The organism is Calothrix sp. CBUCES-K 9914 (assembly GCF_059640475.1).
Map to the genome: position 1 here is coordinate 1 of NZ_JBXXZH010000143.1, position 24,317 is coordinate 24,317.

The 24,317-nt window shown below is 38.5% G+C and carries 21 protein-coding genes; 17 read left to right on the forward strand and 4 right to left on the reverse strand.

Features of this window, described 5'->3' with window-relative positions; all coding sequences use genetic code 11:
- The first annotated feature begins 169 nt into the window (after nt 1-169).
- A complete protein-coding gene (locus tag AC2JBO_RS27110; RefSeq protein ID WP_496956755.1) occupies nt 170-709 on the forward strand; it encodes an IS630 family transposase in 540 nt (179 codons plus the stop codon).
- Between the two features lie 6 nt (nt 710-715).
- Here AC2JBO_RS27110 and AC2JBO_RS27115 read toward each other — a convergent pair whose 3' ends face one another.
- Nucleotides 716-847 carry a hypothetical protein gene (locus tag AC2JBO_RS27115; RefSeq protein WP_496956735.1) on the reverse strand — a complete coding sequence of 44 codons (132 nt, stop codon included), beginning with the start codon at nt 845-847 and terminating at the stop codon, nt 716-718.
- Nucleotides 848-877: 30 nt separating this feature from the next.
- Between AC2JBO_RS27115 and AC2JBO_RS27120 the strand changes: the two genes are divergently transcribed.
- Nucleotides 878-1,429: a nucleotidyltransferase family protein gene (locus tag AC2JBO_RS27120; RefSeq protein ID WP_496956736.1), complete on the forward strand. Its 552-nt coding sequence runs from the start codon at nt 878-880 to the stop codon at nt 1,427-1,429.
- A 79-nt stretch (nt 1,430-1,508) separates the two neighbouring features.
- On the opposite strand, the gene AC2JBO_RS27125 is transcribed toward AC2JBO_RS27120, so the two are convergent.
- A complete protein-coding gene (locus tag AC2JBO_RS27125) occupies nt 1,509-2,270 on the reverse strand; it encodes an N-formylglutamate amidohydrolase (RefSeq protein ID WP_496956737.1) in 762 nt (253 codons plus the stop codon).
- An 806-nt stretch (nt 2,271-3,076) separates the two neighbouring features.
- Between AC2JBO_RS27125 and AC2JBO_RS27130 the strand changes: the two genes are divergently transcribed.
- From AC2JBO_RS27130 to AC2JBO_RS27140, 3 genes are all read left to right on the forward strand, one after another.
- Nucleotides 3,077-3,709 (forward strand): hypothetical protein, encoded by a 633-nt coding sequence (locus tag AC2JBO_RS27130; RefSeq protein ID WP_496956738.1) that lies wholly within the window; start codon nt 3,077-3,079, stop codon nt 3,707-3,709.
- 55 nt (nt 3,710-3,764) lie between these two features.
- Nucleotides 3,765-4,232, forward strand: a complete 468-nt coding sequence (locus AC2JBO_RS27135; protein ID WP_496956739.1) for a hypothetical protein — start codon at nt 3,765-3,767, stop codon at nt 4,230-4,232.
- Nucleotides 4,233-4,787: 555 nt separating this feature from the next.
- Complete coding sequence (locus AC2JBO_RS27140; protein ID WP_496956740.1) at nt 4,788-6,614, forward strand: hypothetical protein; 1,827 nt, start codon at nt 4,788-4,790, stop codon at nt 6,612-6,614.
- A 298-nt stretch (nt 6,615-6,912) separates the two neighbouring features.
- On the opposite strand, the gene AC2JBO_RS27145 is transcribed toward AC2JBO_RS27140, so the two are convergent.
- Nucleotides 6,913-7,527, reverse strand: a complete 615-nt coding sequence (locus tag AC2JBO_RS27145; protein WP_496956741.1) for a hypothetical protein — start codon at nt 7,525-7,527, stop codon at nt 6,913-6,915.
- A gap of 15 nt (nt 7,528-7,542) precedes the next feature.
- Nucleotides 7,543-7,965, reverse strand: coding sequence for a Fur family transcriptional regulator (locus tag AC2JBO_RS27150; RefSeq protein ID WP_496956742.1), 423 nt, complete (start codon nt 7,963-7,965; stop codon nt 7,543-7,545).
- A 241-nt stretch (nt 7,966-8,206) separates the two neighbouring features.
- On the opposite strand from AC2JBO_RS27150, the gene AC2JBO_RS27155 reads away from it, so the two are divergent.
- From AC2JBO_RS27155 to AC2JBO_RS27210, 12 genes are all read left to right on the forward strand, one after another.
- Complete coding sequence (locus AC2JBO_RS27155; RefSeq protein WP_496956743.1) at nt 8,207-8,755, forward strand: peroxiredoxin; 549 nt, start codon at nt 8,207-8,209, stop codon at nt 8,753-8,755.
- A 92-nt stretch (nt 8,756-8,847) separates the two neighbouring features.
- Nucleotides 8,848-9,309 carry a peptide-methionine (S)-S-oxide reductase MsrA gene (gene msrA / locus AC2JBO_RS27160; protein ID WP_496956744.1) on the forward strand — a complete coding sequence of 154 codons (462 nt, stop codon included), beginning with the start codon at nt 8,848-8,850 and terminating at the stop codon, nt 9,307-9,309.
- 417 nt (nt 9,310-9,726) lie between these two features.
- Entirely contained in the window at nt 9,727-10,938 is a 1,212-nt protein-coding gene (locus AC2JBO_RS27165) for a glycosyltransferase family 4 protein (RefSeq protein WP_496956745.1), read from the forward strand.
- 280 nt (nt 10,939-11,218) lie between these two features.
- Entirely contained in the window at nt 11,219-12,394 is a 1,176-nt protein-coding gene (locus AC2JBO_RS27170) for a glycosyltransferase family 4 protein (RefSeq protein WP_496956746.1), read from the forward strand.
- Between the two features lie 177 nt (nt 12,395-12,571).
- On the forward strand, nt 12,572-14,731 hold the full coding sequence (locus AC2JBO_RS27175) for a GumC family protein (RefSeq protein WP_496956747.1): 2,160 nt from the start codon (nt 12,572-12,574) through the stop codon (nt 14,729-14,731).
- Nucleotides 14,732-14,733: 2 nt separating this feature from the next.
- Nucleotides 14,734-16,158 carry an O-antigen ligase family protein gene (locus tag AC2JBO_RS27180; protein ID WP_496956748.1) on the forward strand — a complete coding sequence of 475 codons (1,425 nt, stop codon included), beginning with the start codon at nt 14,734-14,736 and terminating at the stop codon, nt 16,156-16,158.
- 30 nt (nt 16,159-16,188) lie between these two features.
- Nucleotides 16,189-16,770: a serine acetyltransferase gene (locus tag AC2JBO_RS27185; RefSeq protein WP_496956749.1), complete on the forward strand. Its 582-nt coding sequence runs from the start codon at nt 16,189-16,191 to the stop codon at nt 16,768-16,770.
- A gap of 306 nt (nt 16,771-17,076) precedes the next feature.
- Nucleotides 17,077-17,889: a glycosyltransferase family 2 protein gene (locus tag AC2JBO_RS27190; protein WP_496956750.1), complete on the forward strand. Its 813-nt coding sequence runs from the start codon at nt 17,077-17,079 to the stop codon at nt 17,887-17,889.
- Between the two features lie 169 nt (nt 17,890-18,058).
- Nucleotides 18,059-19,333 carry a lipopolysaccharide biosynthesis protein gene (locus AC2JBO_RS27195; RefSeq protein WP_496956751.1) on the forward strand — a complete coding sequence of 425 codons (1,275 nt, stop codon included), beginning with the start codon at nt 18,059-18,061 and terminating at the stop codon, nt 19,331-19,333.
- Between the two features lie 232 nt (nt 19,334-19,565).
- A complete protein-coding gene (locus AC2JBO_RS27200) occupies nt 19,566-21,395 on the forward strand; it encodes a ShlB/FhaC/HecB family hemolysin secretion/activation protein (RefSeq protein WP_496956752.1) in 1,830 nt (609 codons plus the stop codon).
- Between the two features lie 146 nt (nt 21,396-21,541).
- Nucleotides 21,542-24,037, forward strand: coding sequence for a CHAT domain-containing protein (locus AC2JBO_RS27205; RefSeq protein WP_496956753.1), 2,496 nt, complete (start codon nt 21,542-21,544; stop codon nt 24,035-24,037).
- The coding region (locus tag AC2JBO_RS27210; protein ID WP_496956754.1) for a YdeI/OmpD-associated family protein at nt 24,034-24,317 on the forward strand (284 nt) is incomplete at its 3' end. The genes AC2JBO_RS27205 and AC2JBO_RS27210, both read left to right, overlap by 4 nt.

The window sequence follows — 24,317 nt, forward strand, 5'->3', positions numbered from 1 at the left end:
TGGCAGAAATTCGTATCTTGCTAGAGCAAAAAACAGGAGTTCTGATTGGTCGCTCAACAGTAGATAGAATGTTAAATAAGATGGACATACGGGTGAAAAAAAAACACTGCACGCCTCAGAGAAAGGAACTGAAAGAGTTCAAAAATTAAGAGTAGAGTTTTGGTTAAAAATTCAAGCTATAGCGCCTGAAAACCTTATATTTATTGATGAAGCAGGCGTTAATCTATCCTTAATAAGGAAAAATGCTCGTGCCCGTAAAGGTAAAAGAGCGCATGGAGAACGCCCCCATAAACGTAGTAAGAATGTTTCTTTAATTGGTGCAATAGGTATGAAAGGTATCATTAGCCAATATAGTATTCTGGGTGCAACAGATGGACTAACATTTGAAGCTTTTATTTCTCAAAAATTAGTCCCAAAACTTTGGAAAGGTGCTTGTGTTGTTATGGATAATTGCTCTGTTCATCTAGGTAAAAACATTGAAAAATTAATTGAAGATGCAGGAGCTACACTAATTTATTTACCACCATACTCTCCTGAGTTTTCACCTATCGAAAATTGTTGGTCAAAAGTTAAGGAGATACTACGTTCTATCGGTGCTAGAACTTACCCAGATTTGGCACAAGCTATTGAAATAGCTTTTAATAAAATCTCTTTAAATGACATTCGTAATTGGTTTGCTCATTGCTGTTATTGTACCTCACCAGCTTAGGAAAGGCTATATTGTCTGGTCAAGTGCGATTTTGATGGCGGTTGGTGCTTTAATTGGTGGATATAGCAGTGCTTTCTTCGCGCGTAAGGTCAGTTCAGTATGGGTACGTAATTTTATTACATGCATTGGAGTTTCCATAACTAGTTACTTCTTCTTATTTCCTGCAAAATGACATCAAACCAAGTGCAGCTAAAACAAATACTGCAAAATTCTCCTGTGGGTGAAGTATTGCCAGCTATCACCAAACTTCAACTTCCTAACTGGTGGTTAGCAGGTGGCGCCGTTCGTAATACAGTTTGGCGCCACATCTTCAATGATGATTGTAAATTAGTTATTAAAGACTTTGATATTGCTTTCTTTGATGCTCTTGGGGAGCGCTCTCAGGAACTTGGCGCCAAAGATGCTTTAACTAGTCAATTTCCTAACTATATATTTGACGTAAAAAACCAAGCTAGCTTTGCAAGATGGCGTGAGGGGCGCCAAACTTTTACAAGTACAGAAGATGGTATAAGTAATTGGTTACACACAGCAACAGCAGTAGGAGTAAGAGTAAATACTCAAGGAGAATGGGAATTTTTTACACCCTACGGATTAGATGATTTGTTTAACGGTGTAATTCGTCCGACTCCTACACATCTTAGTAACCCTGATGCAAGTAATAAGGGCGCTAGCTTTTTACAGAAATGCCCGCCTTTGGTAGAACAGCTTGGCAACGGATAAAAAGATGTTTTATTTTATACAGGCAAATTTCATATAAAATATTTAATTAATTCTCTTGTGGAATTGGCATCCTTGCCCTTTACATCTGTTGAAATAGTCTTTTCAATTTTATCTTGGTTTTGTGAAACTTAGGCGAGTTCCATTCTGGTATTAGGGGTTTATCTAAATACATTTCATCTAAGTATACTTGGTATCTAATTTCAATTTGCAAAGTTTGTACGTTAGGAATTTCACTGTAATGTCTAGTAATATATCCACCATTAAAAACTTTATTTTTGACGACTTGATAACTTTCGCTTTTAAAAGCATTCTCAACTATATTTATAAAATTTTCTGAACAGCTTTTACCGTTGAGGTTTCCTAAACACACTTGGTCGTTTATTAATCCTCCGAAGCTATGTAGGTCTAATAAATATACTTTGCCGAATTCATGTAACTTCGCGTCAATAAGCGTGCGTAGCTGATTATGGTAAGGTATATAGTAGTTATTTACACGCTCTAAGATAGATGCTTCAGATGGTAGCGTTTGATATATAGGTTGACCGAATGCTGTTTGTAGTGGCGCCACTGCCGACCAAAAGTTACCGCTAAAAGGTTCTTTTGCTTGCCGATTTAAATCAACTACATAACGATTGTAGTTTGCTTGCATGACTGTGATGCCCAGAGATGGTAAAAAATCGTAAAGTTTACCTAAGTGCCAGTCGCTGTTGGGTAATGATTGGAGATGAGAAGGCGCCATTATTGCAGCTATATCGGAAGGAATATGTAATCCACTATGAGGTAAGTTAGCTATTAAAGGTAATGGTTCAACTGAAGGTGTATGTATTGTGAATAGTTCCATTGATTTTGCTGCGCGGGATGCGTTACTAAAAAAGTATTTTGATGACAGATGACGTGTTCACTATTCTGCTTGGAAACGCGAACAACCGTCTGTATTACCAAATTGGCTCTCAAGTGTAGCAATATTACAAGTTAATGACAATGTAATACGATGCAGCAAATAACATACTGTATTGCAGCAAAATATTTAAATGGTATCGTCAATACTTTCTCCAGGTGGCGCCGTCTATACTTGATTATATCGGTTCTTACTTAAGTATGGGAGCGGGATATACTGCTTCAACACCCATCCCACAAGACATTTTGTTTAATTGGAAGTTTTTTTATCTTAATATTTCTTAATTGAGTAAATAGTAACAGTTGAAGACGGCGCCTATGAATTGTTACTATTTTGTGGCTGTGCAGAAAGTATTATTTCCACTGGAGAATATTCTTAATCCTTACTACATAAGCTTTTAATGAAAATTTTATAATTATAGCGGAGTTATTATTATTCCCGATTGTTAAGAAAAGCTAGTAATATTATTGATATTCATTGACAACAAGCTTCAATAAATATATTGTCGTTAATGAGGTACATAAGACTTTTGTTACTTCATTAATACACGGTTACCTCGTAGGTTGGGTCATGTCATGCGTCACAGTAAGTGAGCGCAAAACTTGTTAGCAGCATGTTAGGTTCCGCAAAGCCTCCAGCCAACCTACAACTAGTTTTATTAACGACTCCTAAGAACTTTTTAGAGCTTTTGAGAATTTTTTCATGAGCCTAGACAATTATTGGTTTTTGCATTTAAGGGAAGGTTTACTATGATTCAAGAAGGGCACGAGGAATACACAGATAGCAGTTTCAGAGATTTTCCTAGACAGTTAGATATTGCTCAAGTCAGTATCTATGGCTTGAGTATTCTGTCGGCTTGTATGTTTCTGTTTTTGCCCTTTTTCAATATTTTGCATCCAAGTCCTTGGCAACGATGGATAGGCACGATTCACGGGTTCGGCGCCTTACTTTCTTCAGTAGTTGCAGTCTATACAGGACATCTGGCGTTTCCGTTACTACGAGGCGCCAGCAAGATTCTGCCGCAGATGCGAACTTTGACGTTCTGGTCTACTGTGATTGCATTCTTAGGCATTGTCACAGGCAACCTAGCGTACATGCGCTATCGGGCAGATATTACTTTTGGTGGCGCCCGCGCGTGGTTGAAAGAACATTCACCGTTGGGACAGTATGTGTTGATGGAGTATCACGAGTTCAGCGTTTTGTTCACATTGCCATTAGGTGTAGCTTGCACATGGATTTTGTGGAGCTATGGTGACTCAATATTAGACAAAGAAAATCGTCCAGTTTTAACAGCAACTTGCGTGGGTTTGATGGCAATGATGTTTTTTGCAATGGGTGGTTTAGTCACAGGACTCGGAATTGCCAAAATTCATGCTTTGTAAGGGGAGTAAGTTAGTAAGTTAGTAAGTTAGTTAAGTAATAAATGGAAGGAAACTAATGTCACGTTCATCTGAAGTAAAGTCAGAACCTATTTATGCCAGGTTCTGGAATACACTCAAAAGATTTCCGAGCGGTTTAGCTAAAGGTTCAGACAAATCACCTGAAGTATCTGGACCAGCAGCAGCAGCTTTGGTTAGCGCTGGAATTGGTTGTGTGACAATGATGATATCTCATCACTTCTCAGATGGAGATAAATCTAAAACAGTGGAAAATTTACTTTGGACTCTTGGCAGTTGGATACCCGGAAGTCATAACCCTAGTAAATTATGGGGAAATATTGGGAGTTATACAGGAAAAGAGACTATGCTGCTGTTGGGTTGGCTAGTCAGTTGGGTAATTCTTTACTATATCTGGAAAGATAAACAAATCAAGTCTAAAGTCATCTTTTTTTGGATGTTTTTTTTATTTATTGCCGCTACTGTTATGAGTTGGCATCCACTTTTTGGCTACCTACCACTGTTATAGAAGTTTAGAAAATTCTATCAAAATAAGAGTAAAAATATGCATCAACAGAGAAATTTTATACCCGCAAAACAATTGCACGGTTACGTTTTTGGCTTGTTTGGAGTTTTTCTTCTATTTGCAGTTAGCCTTCCTATTGCTTGCCTACGAGTTAAGCAAGATAAAAAGTTTTCCAAATATGACTTTCATGTCAAGTCATTAACAATGGAATATAAACCTGTCAAACATCAAACAAAATAATTTGAGCTTTTGTATGTGTGTATGTATGTGTGTGAGTGTGTATGAGTGTGTTTGTTTGTGGAACGGGCATCCTTGCCCGTATTAAACAATGTTTGAAAAGTAAGTTGTAAGGTGGGCAATGCCCAACGCAGAGTACACAGAGACAGAGTTAAGAGGGAGCGGCGCCTACTTTCCAAAATTAATGATATACACACTGGTTTTGAAAACTTCTCTGTGTACTCTGTGACTCTGTGGTAAATAAATTTCTCAAGATTATATGAACGGGCAGGGATGCCCATTCCACAACTGTCCAGAACTTCACTAACAAAGGAATTCTAAATGGAAACGAACAATAATTTGAACACAGCTTTGAATACTTCTGTTGTACTTCATAATTCAGAAGCCGGACTTACTAGTAATTTACCAGGAATAAGTAATCGCTCCAGTCTGCTTGTTGATTCAACCGTCTACTATCAAAGTGGTAATGACAATATTGCTCTTGGTGATGGCAATAATACTATTTATGCAGGTGAAGGGGTCAATCTGATTAGCACCGGAAAAGGCAATGATTTGATTTATTCCGGCGCCAGTGGTGATTTTGTCTATGCAGGCGATGGGAATAATACAATTTATGCTGGGGAAGGTAACAACCGTATTCTTACAGGTAAAGGTAATGATTTGATTTATGCAGGCGCCGGGAACGATACGATTTACAGTGGTGCAGGTGATGACACGATTTATGCAGGTGAAGGAAATAATATTATCAGTGCGGGAACTGGAAATGACACTGTTTTCATTGGCAGTGGCAAGGATAAAATCATTCTTGAAGCTGGACAAGGTTCCGTTACTGTAATTGGATTTGACGTTAAATTTGACAAGCTACGTCTAGCTGAAAACTTGATAGGTAAAGCCATTAATTTCCTTAGTCAAGGAGGAGATACTCTAGTCACTTCAGGTTCAGACCTCCTTGCCACTCTAAAGTATGTAGCATCTGGGTCGCCTGCTTTATTGGATAATGAACCTCTGTATCGTTACCAAGCAACTGACTTGGGTTCTTTAAGTAGCAATCCAAACGGCGCCGTTAACGCAGTTTCGATCAATGACTTCGGTCAAATAGCCGGACGTTATGACACTGGCGCCACTTTCACTAATCAGAATGCAACAACTGGTGCAACCCAAACTAATAATTTAGTGCGTCAAGGTTTCATCTGGGAAAATGGCGTTCTAACAGCGCTCACTAGTACAGGTATCAAAAAGGGTCAGTCAGACCTTGGCACCGAGTCGGGGGCAACTGTCACTATGCTTACACCTACCGTCAACACAATTAGCAATAGTGGTGTAATTTTAGGAACAGGTGACGAAGTGCGTCAGCCAATTCCAAAAGCTACCGACCGTGCTTTAGTTTGGGAAAAAGATGGTAACAGCTACAAGTTAACTATCAATGATTTTGGTGGTATTGAAAGCTACTCATTAGACACTAATAACAGCAACCAAATTGTCGGTCGTAATATTTTGAGTTCAGGTTACGAGAAAACTATATACATCGAAAACGGTGTTGTTACTGAACTAGCGGCACTTGGTGGTGATGGTGGTACTGCGCGCGCTATCAATAATAATGGTCAGATTATTGGCTATGTAGATAGTGATGGCACCCTTGATGAAACGTTTGTTAACACGGCTGTAATTTGGGAACAAGATGCTAGTGGTACTTACAAGCTCAAAAATCTTGGTACTTTTGGCGCCGAACAAGCCACACTACGAGATATCAATGACGCTGGTAGCATCATCGGTTCTACAAGCAGTGGTACTGGCACCACAGCAACAAGTACTCCGTTTATTCTACGAGATTCCGAGTTTACGGCACTTGGTAGCTTAGGCGGTAAGACTGGTTCTGTTAACGGTATCAATGAATTTGGTCAAGTTGTTGGAGCATCTCAAATTGCCTCTGGTACTAATCATGCTTTTGTTTGGAATGGTGGTACAATAGCTGATTTGAATAACTTAATTTCATCACCGCTTACTTATAATGGCGCCACTGTTACTTTAACTAGCGCAGTAAGTATTAACAACTTTGGTGATATTGTTGCTACTGGTACTTACTTATATAAAGATACTGCTGGAGCTAACCAAACAGGAACTCGCTCTTATCTTTTAAAGCAAGCTTAGGATAAGCATCTCGCCTGTCCGATTTATTGGTAATAATTTTTGTGGTATAGATTTTACCAAAGAGACACGTAGAGACGCGATTAATCGCGTCTCTACACAGAGATAATTAATATTGATACACTCGGCACTCACAATTAAAAGCATTGAAACTAAGTACTACTTCCGCACTTATCGTCGTGTCGTTCTCTGGCGCCGCATCCAATTTAAACCAAGAGTCACAGCAATAACCACTACAACGATAAAAAATATCAAGCCTGCTATTTTTCGCACGGTTCAATCACCTCATCAACATCTCTGATTATTCTTTTATCCATAATGCTAAACCACCACCGCGACCACGCGCTGCAATCAAGTTTTCAGTTATTAAAAAGAATGCAAAAAAGGGTAATTTTCCTATCATTTGGTCATAAAAATTACTTTTATTTGATTTACTACCAGGGACATTACTGCTATATATATTGTGATTAAATAGACTTATTTGTATCTGATGAAAGTCAAAAACAAGTAGATTTTTCTTGCTTATATATCGAGTTAATCCAGAAAATTGCAACGAAAAGGCGCCTAACTGTATTTGATTACTTATTTCTCCTTGATTTTCTGATGTATCCGAAGTATCAAACGAAATATATGCAGGGGAAACCTTCGGCATGTAAAAACCTTTACCTAAAATAATTCCTCCACGCTTCCTAACTTTACGTGTTCCGGTGGCAAAACATAGGCGCCATCTACCAGATAATGATGTAAATGGATATGTTAATTTTTGCTGCTTCGTGGTTTTCTCTGCTTGTAAAAGTGCATTGACAACAACATCAGGTTTGGGACGAATTTTATTGTTATCGCGAAATGCATCTGCTGCTTGTGCCAAGTCAGCAATGAAATCACTATTGAGTGTTGATGTTAAATCTGTACTCATATATTTGTTTTATATTTATTTTATTTGTATATTACAATCACATATCCCATAAACTGTTACCTCGTAGGTTTGCGCTTTTAACCCTGAACGTAACTTATCCAAACTGACATCAGGAAAAGTATCCCACGGAATATCTTCTATTACCTTACACTCGCGACAGTAAAAGTGATGGTGCTTCTCGGTATTAGCGTCATAACGTGAAACACCTGCTTCCAAAAGAACTTCCCGAACCAAACCAGCATCACGTAAAGCCTGCAAAGCAGTATATACTGTTGCTTGCGATGATGTTGGTGCCTCTTTATTAAGGTCTTTGAGTATTTGTTCTGCGGTAGGATGGTCTTGACGTGATAATAGGTTTGCATAAACGGCAAACCGCTGAGGCGTTACCTTCAAACCCTTTGATTTTAAAGTTTTGATTATATCATCAACAGCTTGCATAATAAATGTTTTTAAAATTGTATTAAGGACTTCAGTTCTTTCTTCAAGCAACGAATCGCTAATAACGAACGAGCTGTCCCTTTATTGTAAAGCTTCGCATCTAAAAATCATACCTCATTCAAAACTCCTCTTACTTCTAAGTATTTATTACTATTGACCAATTCCTAAATCAGAATTATTCTGATGAGCGAGGTTAACACCAACATATACCAACATATATAGAGTAGAGAGCAATAAGACTATGGTGGCAGTAACAAGAGTACCCAATGTTGTTTTTAAAACCCGTGTACGCGATGAATCAGTTCCTGGTCCCAACCCTTTCCGTTGGCAAGACCGGACTACCAAAGAACTCTTCGCTGGTAAAAGAGTTATAGTAGTTGCGTTGCCTGGAGCATTTACTCCGACTTGTTCCTCGACTCACTTACCGCGTTATGAAGAACTTTATGAGGAAATCAAAGCACAAGGAATTGACGAAATTATGTGCGTGTCTGTTAACGATGCGTTTGTGATGTTCCAGTGGGCTAAGAATTTAGGCATTAGTAAAATATTTATGTTACCAGATGGCAATGGTGAATTTACCCGCAAAATGGGAATGCTAGTAGATAAATCAAATTTAGGTTTTGGAATGCGTTCTTGGCGTTACGCAATGGTTGTCAACGACTGCCAAATTGAAAAAATATTCATCGAAGAAGGTCATGAAGACAATTGTACTACTGATCCATTTGAAGTTTCTGATGCTGACACTATGTTAGCTTACCTCAAGAGCGCGCGTGTCGGCGCCGCTGTATAAACTAGTTGAGTAAGGGGTAAAGGGTGATGTGTTTTCTCCTTTCCCTTTTTTCATCTATATATATGTATATATATAGATATAAAAAATAAGATATGGAAAAAGCAACATTTGGGGGTGGCTGTTTTTGGGGAGTCGAAGCAGCGTATCGAAAAGTTAAAGGTGTTATATCAACTTCTGTAGGTTATATGGGAGGACACTTTGAGAATCCTTGTCACCTTGATGTAGTATCGCGAATTACTGGACATGCAGAAGTTGCACAAGTTGAGTATGACCCCGCTATTGTGAGCTATGAAGAGCTATTAGATATATTCTGGGATATTCATGACCCAACTTCTTTGAATCGCCAAGGACCAGACAGAGGTGAACAATACAGGTCTGTAATCTTTTATTATACTCCTGAACAGGAAGCTATCGCTAAGAGTTATAAGCAAAATTTACAAAATTCCCTTAAGTACGAAAAAGATATTGTGACTGAAATTAAAAAAGCTTCCACGTACTGGCTCGCATCACAAGAACATCAGCAATACTTGGACAAATTGTTGGATAAATTGTAATTACGTTATCAATATAATCTATTCAATACAGGTGCCTTGACTCTACATTCGCGCATCGGAGTCTATGGGTCACACTATGTACTATATAAGTGGTACAAGTTTATACTCATCTAAGTGTAACTTTTTAAACTTTCTGTAAATATAAAACAGCTAGTATTATTCCCAGGTTAAGTGGCTATATTTTGTTACATCCTTTGTAAGAAGGAAAATTTGAGTTAAAAATACTGTGCATTTTAGTAATATAAAGATATGAAGATTTCATGAAGAGTTTACGAAAAATTGAAAAATATCCTGAATACAATTAACATGATGTACACGTAGGCTTTTTACGCAAGTAAAAATACTGGTTAAATTAGGGTGTCAGCAGCGGTTGTTTTGTCAAGCTGTGTGTTTATTGTGTTTGAATATGAGAAAGTGATGGATAAACCCGTTTTAACCATTTTTTACCAGTTTAATCCCTGGAATCCTACTATCGGTGGTATTCAAACGCTGATAGGCAACTTTATGAAGTATGCACCTGATGAGTTTGAAGTTAGGCTGGTTGGAACTGGTAGTTCGGTCAGTCAGACTCAAAAAGGGTGGCAGAAAGCTGAATTTGCAGGCAAGGAAATTAATTTTCTACCCTTATTCACACTTGAAAATGATAATGTTCGCGGTCTGATACCAACGACTGTTAAATATACGGCAGCATTGCTAGGTCGTTGTTATGCTTCTGATTTTATGCATTTTCACCGCTTGGAACCAACTCTCATGACTCGGAACTGGCGTGGTGATAAAACTTTATTCATTCATAACGATATCCAAACTCAAATGCAAGGGGTCGGTGACAAGAAAGCAATTCTTTGGCGCCGCTTTCCTGGTGTATATTATCAGTTAGAGGGGGGATTAGTACGTCAGTTCGAGCAAATTTTGTCTTGCAATAATGACGCGGTAAAATCGTATCAGAAACGTTACCCAGATATTGCAAACCGTGTTGCCTATATCAAAAATACTTTTGATGGTGAAGTTTTCTTTCCTTTGGAAGATGACTCTAAACTCATATTAAGGCGTGAGTTTGCAGCTAAGTTGGGAAAGTCATTAAATACACGTTTTCTAATATTTGCCGGCAGGTTACATCCTCAAAAAGACCCCATATTATTAATTCGCGCTTTTGCTGCTGTTAAGCAACCAGATATTCATCTTTTAATAGCAGGTGATGGAGAACTGGCGCCGCAAATGAAAGACGAAATTGTTCAACTGGGTCAGGAACAAAGCATTACAATGTTGGGAGCTACAACTCCTGCTAAACTTGCGAAGCTCTATCAAATCAGTAGTGCTTTTGTTTTAACTAGTGCTTATGAAGGTTTACCGCTAGTAGTTCTAGAAGCACTTGCAAGTGGCATTCCTATAGTCACGACAAATTGCGGCGAAACTCCAAAGTTTTTACATTCAGATAGTGGAATAGTTTGTCAGGAACGAACTGTAGAATCTATCTCAGATGCTTTAACGAGAATTTTACTCCAACCTGAAAAATATCCAACACATGCTTGTGTCAAAACTGCTGCACCTTATTCGGCTAGTAATGTTGTTGCAACAGTGTATAGTCAAATGTTTGACCGCTGGGGAGCTAACAAATTCTCTTCGGTTTGAAAAAATATTTGAAAAAATACTTGAAAAAATATTTGTTAAGTGTTCTCAAATCATTAAAACTAAATATTTAAAAGTGAATATTTAACGTTGAAGTAATAAAACTCAAGCTTCTATTCTTCTGATTGTATTACTTACTTATTGGTACTATGCAAATACGAACATTAAGTATAAACAGCTACTTTTATTTGCTATACTGCTAATGTATAAGAAATGTATTCATTAATTTTTGATTTTCAATATTGTTACAGAACAAGAGTCATAAATACAAACTACATTTACTATGAAAATCGCTGTTATCGGGGCTAAGGGTTTACCTCCAAAACAAGGAGGAATTGAACATTATTGTGCAGAAGTATATCCTAGGATGGTTGCACAAGGACATACTGTTGATTTATATGGGCGCTCATCTTATACTGATGGCAATTGGTTTGAAAATAGTGACTATCAAGGTGTACGAGTTATATCTTTACCAAGCTTTCCTAAAAAAGGCGCAGATGCATTTTTCAGTTCGGCTTTAGGAGCCATTGCAGCAACTGGGGCGCAATACGATATTATTCATTTCCATGCTTTGGGTCCTTCTTTATTCAGTAGCGTCGCAAGTGTTTTTCGCAGTGCAAAAATAGTTGTCACCTGTCAAGGGTTAGACTGGCAACGCGCGAAGTGGGGTAATTTTTCAAGCAAAGTCATTCTGGCTGGTGAAAAAGCAGCAGTTAAATTTGCCTCAGAAATTATTGTGGTTTCTCAGGCACTACAAAGTTATTTTTCAGAAACTTATAAGCGAGATACTGTTTATATTCCAAATGCACCAGCTAGTTACCCAGAAACTAGTAGTGACTTTACTTATGGTAAAGCTTTAGGACTGACACAAAGACGCTATATGTTGTTTTTAGGTCGGTTAGTACCTGAGAAATGTCCAGATTTATTAATTGAAGCGTTTCTTAGACTTCAACCTCAAGGTTGGAAGTTAGTTCTAGCAGGTGGTGTCAGCGATACTGAAGAGTATAGTACACAAATGCTCTCTAGAGTCGCAAACAGTTCGCAAGTTATCTTTGCTGGAGAACTGCGTGGTATGAAATTGGCAGAAATTGTTCGCGGCGCCGGATTATTTGTTTTACCTTCTAATGTAGAGGGTTTACCGTTGGCAATGCTCGAAGCAATGCGCGAAGGTATTCCAGTACTAGCAAGTCATATTCTTCCTCACCAACAACTTTTAGAGTCCGAACGTGGTCTCCTATTTCCCGCTGGTGATATTGATGGTTTTGTAACTGCGATGAAGTGGGCAGTAACACATCCAAAGGAAATGGCTTCTTATGCAGTTTCGGCCAAGCGTCATGTTCTGCGTCATTACACCTGGGAACAAATTACAGCACAGAATTTAGAAGTTTATGAGCGGTTATTAGGTACTGTTACACCAATTCAAGAAACATCTGCTTTGAGAGTAGGAGTTAGGAGTTAAGAGTGCTGAGTGCTGAGTGCTGAGTTGGGTGCAATTAGTTTACTATTCATGCTTAAAGTTCTTTAAGTACCAATGCGTAAGTGAGAACGTTTTTATTAATGTGTTGCTCCTAAAATGCGTGTTTAATACGGTTATAGTTATGACTAAATACTAAAACAAAAAAAACAAAAAAGGGTTATGGAAAAAGGTATATCATCTTTGTGGTCAGTTGCGAAAAGGCGAAGTTTACCTGCTCTGTTTACTTTGACAGCAGTAATGGCAGGCGCCGTTACATATTTAGCGGTAGCTCCGCGTATGTATGAAACAAGCTCACGATTAATGCTTGATGATAAAACTGTTAGCATCTCTGAGTTCGGACGCGGTATTACCCAAGTTGCAGGAAATACTCCAGGTGGCGCCAGTCCACTTGGCGACCAGGCAGAGTTAGTTAAGTCACAGCGAGTTCTTTCAAAAGCAGTTAATACATTAAAAGCAAGTCCTCAAACAGTAGTATTTGCAGAAAAACTTTCGCTCAAAAAACTGAGCCGTGAATTAAAAGTCAAAATCATTCCCGCTACTAATATTCTAGAACTGCGTTACAAAGCGCCTGACCCAGTATTTGCCGCTAAGTTAATTAATGCTGTTTCTGATGCAATGGTAGAAGAGAACATTAAAACTATTAGTTCAGAAGCTACCAAGGTTCGTCAGTTTCTGGAAAAGACTGAAGTCCCCAATGCTAAACAGCGTTTAAAAGTAGCTGAAATCAAAGAAAATAAATATCGTCAAAGTAGTGGTATTGTTGCCTTTGACGACCAAAGCAAAAGCTTAGTTACAAGTCTTGCAAATCTTGAAGACCAAGAGCGAACACTGCTTGCTCAACTTCAAGAAGCACGCGCGCGCGATGCTTCGTTACGTCAAGTGACGAATTCGAGTAACTTGGGTAATGCTTACGCTTCAGTACGTAGCGGTCAAGACGAGCAAGCCAAAAACCTGCGGGCAAAATTAGCTGAGTTGGAAACCCAAATTGTTGCTAAACAACAGCGCTTTACTCCAGAACATCCAGAGTTAAATAGCTTGATACAGCAACGTAATACTCTTAGACAAATGTACCAACAAGATTTGGCGCGCGTATCGAGTGGTAACGCGCCTGCTACTATATCAAACGATGAATTGAGTCAAAAGCTCAACTCTCAACTCGTAACAAATACAGTTGAGGCAACAGCAATTGCCAATAAATTGCGAACTTTGCAAGCCGAAAGAGTTAGACTTCAACAAAGACTCGCACAATTACCAATTCAACAAGAACCTTTGACAGCATTAACGCGCGCACGTGAGGAAACTGCGGAGTCGTTTAAAAATCTGCAACGTAAACTCGAAGAAGCGCGCATTGCCGAAGCTCAAAAAGTTAGTAATATTCGTATTATTGAAGTAGCGACGATTCCAACACTTCCTACAGAACCTAACCCCGCAATTATCCTTGCTGTTGCAGGCGCCTTTGGAATTCTTTTATCAACAGGTATGGTGCTTTTACTCGAAGTGTTCGACAACCGCTTGCACGATGTCGCCGAAGCCGAACAGTTGTTGGAAGTACCTTTACTAGGAATATTACCACGTCTTTCTAACTCAAATTTAGCGCGCGAATCCGCCGACTTATTCCTAGATGATATGGGACTAGTCGAGCCATACCGAATGCTTTTGAAGACGCTCGAATTACGCAGTACAGGTAAACTACGCTTAATAGTGGTATCGAGCGCACTTTCTGGTGAAGGTAAATCAGTTGTAGTGGCGCACTTAGCAGCTGTTGCAGCGATGTTATCACGTCGAACTTTAATTATCGATGCTGACTTACGCCGACCAAAGTTACACCGTTTATTCAATTTACCAGCTACACCTGGTTTGAGTGATGCAATTAGTCAACGTCAACGACTTTCAGATTTCGTACAACCCACAGGTATCGAAAATCTGTCAGTGTTAACTTGTGGTTCTATGTCCTCGCGTCCATCACAGTTACTCGAATCTGCCACGATGAAAGCTTTGATGGCAGAAGCGGCTGATAAATACGATTTAGTAGTTTTAGATACACCCCCTCTCAGTGCTTGTGCTGATGCGACAACATTGAGTCAATACAGCGACGGCATTATGCTTGTGACTCGTCCTAGCTTTACTATTAAAGAGGTATTGCAAAAAGCCGTATCAGACTTAACGCGCGACCGAATTCCAATGTTAGGAGTAGTGGTGAATGGTATCACTACACCAAGTGACAGATATTACCGTGCTGATGATGAGCAAGTTGCACTGCCCAAACGACTCGCGCGTCTTAATGGTACTGGGTCAAACACTTCAACATCTGAGAGGTAAGTATGCGAGCAGCATATCAAAACCGACTACCTTTAATTACCTTCCTGATATCGGTAGGTATCGGAGTTGGTTTTGTTTCGGGTCTTGCAGTTGGAATACAACCGTTACTCATGGGTGTAGTAGTAGCGATAGTATTAGCACTAACATATTTCTTTACCAGCTTTTCTCAAGCTGTTATCGTACTTTTAATCGTGCGGAGTTCGGTTGATATCTTTTCAGAATTACAAATACCCTCAGCCCTAGCAATATGTATTAACATACTGACGTTGATGTATGTCACGATTATGCTGCTGCAACAAAAAAAAGTTCATACAGATGGCTTTTTTTGGTTCTTTGCTGTGTGGGTGTTGACGCAAGCGTTTTGGGTAGTGCTTTTACCACTTGGTGGGTTAGGTTTAGACGGTGGGTATTTAGTAGATAGTTTACGCGAATGGGTACGGTTGTTTTCCTGGCTGATGATTTACCTGCTCGTGATGCAACTTAAAGACCAGGTAGAACCATCAGATTTATTGTCGCAATTATTACTAGGGTTAGTTCCACCGCTAACTCTGGCGTTATTACAAATGCTCGTACCTTCGATATTGCCAACAATACTTTCAGCAGATGGTGGAGGTCACATCAACGGCTTAGTATCGGGAAGTGAATCAAGAATTCGCGGTACTTTTGGACACCCAAATGGTTTTGCAACTTACTTACTGCTTTTTATTGGCCTAACCTGTTGGAAACTTGGAGGCGCCAAAAATCGTATACCTTGGCTTTTATTATTGGGAGTACTGGCAGTATTTTATGTTAGCACTAGAGCTTTGGTCAGCTTGATCATGATAGCGATATTTGTCTTAGTGCTTGTAGCTCCACGCTTAAATTTACTGAAAATTATTGGTGGAATACTTTTTTTTAGTCTTGTTATTGGTTTATTTGCCAGCACTCCTTTTGGACAAGAACGTTTAAGTTCGCTCCTGAATACTCCTTTATTCAACCCTAATATAGATGTTTCACGGGCAATTCTTCTTGCTCAAGGTGACAATAACAGCTTCAACTGGCGCCTATCACAGTGGACTTACTTACTCGAACAATGGCAAAATTACCCATTATTTGGATTTGGTTTAGGGTTGAGTACATATGTCAGTACTAACCAACTATTACCTCATAACGATTATGTACGTGCGTTGGTTGAAGGAGGAGTAGTTGGGCTGGTAACTTTCATCTTTTTATTTTTGGCTATTGGCGCCCGTTTGTGGAGTTTGCTTTCTTCTGAGCTTACCACTCCTGAGCAGCGTCGCTTATGTCAAATTATGTTAGCGTTCTTACTCGCGATACCAGTGGGAATGATTACCGAAAACATCTGGAGTCATACGACGATGTTTTTCTACTTGTGGACAATATTGGCAATTGCAGGTTGGCAGTGGAAACCGCGTACAGCTAGTTAGTTTAGATTCACATTCAATTGAAATAACCGTATGAAAAAGATTATTGACTACCTATTTCAAGACTGGCAAGCAAATACAGAAAGTAGTTCTAAGTCGCGTTTTATTTTAGTGCTGTTTCGGAGCGCGCAAATTATTGGAAGACTACCTGCTCCCTTAAAGGTATTTTCCAAAATATACTGTAATTTTTACATTTTAATAGTCGAATGGATACTTGGCGTTGAACTACCTTGGGATGTTCAAATCGGCGCCAATCTAAAGCTATTACATGGAGTTGGGTTAGTTGTCAACCATTATTCTAAAATTGGTGATAATTGCACATTAAGACATTCCACAACAATTGGAAATAAAAAACTTGCCGACGGTTCTTGTAGTGCATGTCCGCAAATTGGTAATAATGTTGACATTGGCTCGAACGTCGTCATTATTGGCGCCATTACTATTGGAGATAATGCCGTAATTGGAGCAGGTTCTGTTGTCGTCAAAAATGTGCCAAGTGGTGCCGTAGTTGCAGGAAACCCAGCTAAAATTATTCGTATAAATAATAACAGCAAAGATAATGTACATTTCTCTAAACCAAAAATAAATACTCTACCAATTTTGCTAAGTCAGTAATGCGCGTGGGTAACAGATACAACGGATGTAACGGATATTAAGTGAGGTGGGCATTGCCCACCATATGTGTGTTTGAATAACTATATGAAGTTATAATCAAGATTAAATTAAGTATTAGTATATCTACTTAAAGTCATTCGATAGTTATGTTATAAAAATTTTAGTGGTTACGACAATACTTAATCCATATTAATTAACAAATCTGTATTGATTTTATAGAGATTAGATTTATTTAATTTTTAAAATTAAGGCGATAATAATAATCACTATTGCAATCATAATACACTTACAAGCAGTTATTTAGCAATGGTACAGGCAATATCTACCATAAATATTACACAATTAAAGACAGCGTTACCGAAAATAACAGTAATTACAACTTGCTACAATCATGCACCTTACATTGAAGCTACAATACAAAGTGTAATTAGTCAAGGATATCCCAACCTTGAGTATATTGTTATAGATGGTGGTTCAACAGATGGTAGTCAGGAAATTATTGAACGTTATAGAGATTACATCACAGACTTTTTTGTTGAGCCAAATACCTTACAAATCGATAAACTAATAAAAGGATTTGCTCGTGCGACAGGTGATATATTTTGTATGTTAAATTCGGATGATTTGTTTGAACCGAATGTACTACAAGAAGTTGGACAGTTTTTCCTTGATAACCCACAAGCAAGAGTTGTATACGGTGACTATTCTTGGATTGATCAAAAGGGCAATTTGATTCGGCGTAAAAAAGAACTCGGTTTTAATCGCTTTATCTATATATATGATACTAACTATGTACCTCAACCTTCTACATTTTGGCGCCGTGATTTGTATGAAGAAATTGGTGGTTTCAATCCAAAATACGAGATAACGCTTGATTTAGACTTATGGATACGTTTTGCAGATGTTACTAAAATTTATCATGTGCATAGGTTTTGGTCTAAATACCGCATTCACCCGAAACAAAAATCAACAAATAATAATCTTAAATTGCGTGATGAGATAGAAAGCATTAGACGAAGATACGTTGGTTCGGAGCCAAATTGGTCTATAGCGCTAAAAGGAAAAATTGGGAAAATTATGCGGTATACGGGACAGATGTTTGCTGGATGTTATTGGTAAAATAGCACGCGTATGTAGAGACGCGATTAATCGCGTCTTTACAATCGCGTCTTTACAATCGCGTCTTTAGAGTTGTGTCTCTACATATAATTAATTTTATCTTTACAATTTGATATTACAGGAGATATCATATAATATAATACTGCTATTGTTCGGTATTTATAACTAAATGTTAATTGACAAAATAAAACGGCTATTGTCAGACCGATTTATTACTAATATAGGGTGGTTAGGGATTGCAGAGCTTTTTAATCGGGTTGCAAGGTTGGCAACTACTGTAATTTTAGCTCGTACTTTTAATTCATATGATTATGGTGTTGCTTCGATAATTTTTACAATTGTTGATTTTGGCTATGTCTTGACTATTAATCCTGGGTTCGGTGCCAAATTAATTCAAGCGAATGAAAATGAACTTAAGACGGTTTGCAATACAACTTACTGGTTAAATTGGTTAATTTGTATTGTTTTGTTCATAATTCAATGTTTAGCAGCATTTCCAATTGCTAACTTTTATAAAAACAGTGAGTTATTTCTACCAATTTGTGTAGTTGCAATAGCTTATTTAATTATCCCGACATTTACTATTCAAGCAACTTTAATTCAGCGTGAGAATCGGCTAAAAATTACCGCTCTTTCTACAGCATTACAATTAATATTTGGAAATATTTTAACTATTATTTTGGCTATAAACGGAATGAGGTCATGGGCTGTAATTTTACCTGTAGTCATGACGATTCCAATCAATGTTATAGTTAACATAAAAAATCACGATTGGCGCCCACCCAAATCGTTTACATTAGAGAACTGGCGCACGATTACTAGCTTCGGTTTAAAGATGCTGGGAGTGAATGCATTAAGTCGCCTGAGAATGAATTTAGATTATTTGTTAGTTGGGTATTTTATTGGAATTGAAGCACTCGGATTATACTTTTTCGCATTTAATGCGGGTTTAGGAATTAGCCAAAGCGTTATTAATGCTTTCACCTCAGCACTGTATCCCCACTTGTGTTCGGTACAAGGTGACAGAGTACAAATGAAACAGCAGTTCTTTCGCGGATTGAAGACTATTGCGTTTATCGTAGTACCACTTGTAATTTTACAATCGTCTCTGGCGCCGTTTTATGTGCCAATTGTATTTGGTGAAAAATGGGTTAAAGGAATACCAGTGTTAGTTGTGATTTGTTTGTCAGCAATACCTGTAGCATTGTCGCGCGCGACCTCGCAGTTACTCCAAGCAGTAGATAAAACACAGCTTGATTTTAACTGGAACGTCATTTTTACAACTGTCTTCGCTCTATCGCTAATAGTTGCAGTCAAACAAGGAATTTTTGCAGTAGCGTGTGCTGTTCTTATTTCCCAGCTAGTTGCTATGCCGATTTTTACAATTTGGGTAGTCAAACACGTGTTCGCTACACAACCCGATAGAATAGCAGTGAATAAGTAGAGACGTTACATGTAACGTCTCTGCACTCACGCATAGAGGGATGTAACAAGATGTACACCCTGATATGGCGCCAATTTGGCATAAATTTAGAGCTATGTGTTGCAATTAACTTTGATACCCTTAAAATTATCTAAAGTTTACAAAAGAATAGTCAGCTTAGTGTCATCTGTGTTAAGAATGATTTTTATACTTTTGGTTTTACTTTGAGTCGATTTTAACAAATTAGTCTATTATGCTTTATAAAATGCTTTTAAATGAACGTATTTACCAGTTTTGCTCAATAGTGTATATCATGTTGGGGACTATTATTGTTTCAGTAAAACCACTGAAAGCGCAAGTAATAAATCAATTAAATTTACAAAGTCAAAGCCAAAATCCGAATATTCCGCAGCAGAATCTACCACAAAATCTACCACAAAATCTACCACGAGATTTACCACGAGATACAGAGCCACCTTCTAATCAACCTTTGCCAGAACCAACGGCACCTACAAAATTACCACCACCGGAGGAATTGTTACCCAACAGTAATCAAACACCAACACAACCATCAGAAAATCAGCCTACGGATACTCCGCAAACGATAACGGTAACAAAATTTAACGTTACTGGTAGTAGTATTTTCAGTACGAAAGATTTTGACAAAGTGACTGAGAAGTATACAAAGCGTCCAATCACGATTGCAGAGTTGTTTCAGGTTCGCTCTGAAATTACAAAGTACTATGTTGACAGAGGGTATATTACGAGTGGAGCATTTATACCACCGCAAAAGCTTAAGGATGGGGTAGTTGAAATTCGAGTTATTGAGGGTACACTCGAAGAAATCAAGGTGAATGGAACTCGTAGACTGAATCCGGGTTATGTGCGAAGTCGTTTGGAAATTGCAACTAGAAAACCTTTAAATCGAGAACGTTTGCTCGAAGCGCTACAAGTTCTCCAACTTAATCCTTTGATTCAAAACCTTTCTGCCGAATTAGCTGCGGGTACTCGTCCTGGTGTCAGTACACTTGAAGTACAGGTGCGCGAAGCTAAGACTTTTAACGGGCAGATAAGTATTGATAATGGACGTTCACCAAGTGTAGGCAGTTTTAGGCGCCAGGTACAATTAAGCGAAGCGAATCTTCTTGGATGGGGTGATAGTCTTAGTGCTAGCTATACAAATACAGATGGTAGCAACGGTTTTGATTTTAATTATACCGTTCCGATTAATCCCAGAAACGGCACTTTTGCATTCAGCTACGGAACTTCTGACAACAACGTTATCGAACGTCCGTTTAACAGGCTTGATATTGAGTCTTACTCAAAGTACTACGAAGCGACAATACGTCAACCAATCATTCAAAAACCAAATCGTGAACTTGCAGTTGGGATAGCATTAACTCGTCGCGAAAGCCAAGCGAGTTTGTTAAATGGTGAAATTCCCTTTCCTGCTGATGGTGCAGATGCAAATGGTAGAACTAGTGTAACTGCATTAAGGTTTATTCAAGAATGGACGCAGCGTGATAGTCAACAGGTATTTGCCGCGCGTTCTCAGTTTAGTATAGGACTTGATGCTCTCAATTCTACGACTAATGAGTCATCTCCGGATAGTAGGTTTTATGCTTGGCGAGGACAAGCGCAGTGGGTACGGTTACTGGCGCCTGATACTTTATTACTTGTGCGCGGTGACTTGCAATTTGCTGACAGACGACTCGTTGCACTCGAACAATTTGGTTTAGGTGGACAGCAAAGTGTCAGAGGATATCGTCAAGATGCACTGCTTACTGACAATGGATTCTTCGCTAGCGCTGAGGTACGTATTCCTATATGGCGCCAGCGTACTTCCGCATCTGTATTACAAATTGTACCATTTGTTGATGTTGGTACATCATGGAATAAAGGTGATGCTCCAAATCCTGAAACAAGTACTTTAGTATCAACTGGTTTAGGATTGAGATTACAATTAGGTAATAAGCTCAATGCACAGCTAGACTGGGGTATTCCTTTAGTATCTCTTGACTCAAGGAAAAATACGTGGCAAGAAAATGGTTTATATTTCTCCGTTATCTACAATCCATTTTAAGATTTAGGATGAGATCCCCCCTAGCCCCCCTTAATAAGGGGGGAACAAGAAAACGACTCTTAAAAGCCCCCCTTATTAAGGGGGGTTGGGGGGGATCAAAGACGCGAATTATAATATCCTGTCTTATATGTGGACTTGTTTTGTCGATGCAAATACCCAGCTTTGCAGGTTTACACTATACAAAGCAAAATATCACAACCAACCAAAATCAAATCAACAAAGGCAAAACTCTATACGATGCTGGTCGGTTTTCTGAAGCTGTGCAAGTACTGCAACAAGCTGTGCAAGATTATACTCTAAGTGGCAATGTTTTAAAACAGGCTGCGACATTGGGAAATTTGTCTTTAGCGTACCAGCAACTAGGGCAATGGGAACAAGCAAAACAAGCTCTTGAACTGAGTTTGCGTTTACAAGATAAAACAACTAACAAAAACCTTTTAGCTCAAACTTTAAGCATTCAAGGGCGCCTGTTATTTTCAACGGGGCAAACTGAGGAAGCACTTCTAGTTTGGCAGCAAGCAGAGAAATTATTTATACAAGCAGATAATATTAATGGAAGTTTAAAAGCACGTCTCAACCAAGTGCAGTCACTTCAGATTCTCGGTTTTAATAACAAAGCTATCAAGCTAATTAAAGAAGTTAATACAACAATTGGTTCGCAATCTAACACTATAGAAAAAGTTGGTAGCTTACGTTTGTTGGGTGAAGTTTTACAGTTAGTGGGAGATTTTGATACGTCTCGCAAAGCTTTAGAGCAAAGTTTGGAAATTGCTCGCAGTTTGAATGATAACACTGAGGTATCATTAAGTTTACTAAGCCTGGGGAATAGTGCATTAGTTACTCGACAACAAGAGCAAGCACTTAATTATTACGAGCAAACAGCCTCAATATCTCCATCACCACAAATTAAAGTTAAAGCTAGACTTAATCAACTGCGTATTTTAGTAAATGCGAAGAAATATACCGAAGCTAAAACTTTGATATCTTTGATTGAGAGCATCCAGTTAAAGCTTCTACCTAGTCGTTCAGCAATTTACGCACTACTTAACTTTGCCGACAATTTGACGAAAATAGGGAATAGTTATATGCAGCGTTCCTATACTTTAATTGGGAATGCGATTGAAATGGCGCGCGATATTAATGATAAGCACGCATATGCGTATGCATTGGGTCAGTTAGGAAATTTGTACGAAAAAACACACTCTTTTTCTAAAGCACAACAATTAACGCAGAAAGCTTTAGCAATAGCACAAGCTGAAAAAGCTGCTGAAATTACATATCAACTTCAGTGGCAACTTGGTAGATTATTGCGTTTACAAATCAATATTAATGGCGCCATTAAATATTACGATGCAGCAATAAATACCTTGTCAACGCTGCGTGAAGACTTAGTATCGGTTCATCAAGATACACAGTTTTCCTTTAAGGAAAGCGTAGAACCAGTATATCGTGAGTCAGTAGCGCTATTACTTCAATCTTATCATAACCGTTTAGGGGGGCGCCCAGATGCAGAAATCCTTGATAAAGCTCGTCAGCGCATCGAAGCTTTACAAGTTGCCGAACTTGACGACTTTTTCCGTGAAGCTTGTATAACTGGAAGAAAAGTTGTCTTGGATAAAGTTGTAGACGAAGATAACCCTAATACCGCTATACTTTATCCAATTATTCTCGAATCGATGCTGCAAGTTATCGTCAAAATTCCTCACCAACCATTAAAACTCTACACCACTCAAATTACTCCAGAAGAATTTAAAACAACCTTAACTCAACTACGACGCGATTTAATTAACCCCGCAGCAATTCAAAGTCTAAAAACTCACTCCCAAAAACTTTATAAATGGCTACTTCAAGAAATTGAGCCTGATTTAACTTCTTCAAACATTAACACACTTGTATTTATTCCTGATACTGTATTGCGTAATATTCCATTCTCTAGTCTCTACGACGGTAAAAAATACTTAGTCGAAAAATATGCTATATCCATTAATACAGGTTTACAGCTTCTTGAGCCTCAGCCTTTAGAAAAACAGCGATTAAATGCTCTAACGGCTGGATTAACTAATCCTCCACTTTCACATAGTAACTTTTCTTCTTTACCTGCAATTAAATCAGAACTGGAGCAAATTCGCAAAACTGGTATTGACACGACAACCCTACTCGACCATAAATTTACTCGCAAGGAATTAGAGTATCGAGTTAAAGATATACCTTTCAATGTTGTTCATCTTGCCACTCACGGACAATTTAGTTCGCGCGCGGAGGATACATTCGTTTTAGCGGCAGATGGACCAATTAACGTTCGTCAGTTTGATAATTTATTGCGTAGTCGTAATGGTCAAAAACAAGCAGTACAATTACTCGTTTTGAGCGCTTGCGAAACTGCGTCCGGTGATGAACGTGCTGCACTTGGTTTAGCTGGAGTTGCGATCAAAGCTGGTGCCCGTAGTACGGTTGCTTCATTATGGCAAATTGACGACGAGTCAACGGCGAAATTTGTGGGTCATTTTTATAATCAGTTGAAAGACGCTAAAGTCAGTAAAGTTAAAGCACTGCAACTAGCACAGTTAGAACTGCTTAAACATCCTAATTATCAAGCGCCGAGTTACTGGGCACCATATGTAATGATTGGAAATTGGTTATGATGACATTTGAGAATAAGTTAGAAAAGATTTATGCCAAAGACCGTCAAGAATGGCGCCTATGGCTTACAGAAAACTACGCAACTTCAATTGGCATTTGGCTAGTATATTACAAAGTCAAAAGCGGTAAACCGAGCATAAAATATAGCGAAGCAGTTAAGGAAGCTTTATGCTTTGGTTGGATTGACAGTAAAGTAAAATCCTTAGATGAAGAAAGCTATATGCAAATATTTACACCTCGGAAACCTCAAAGTGTGTGGTCAAAATTAAATAAACAATATAT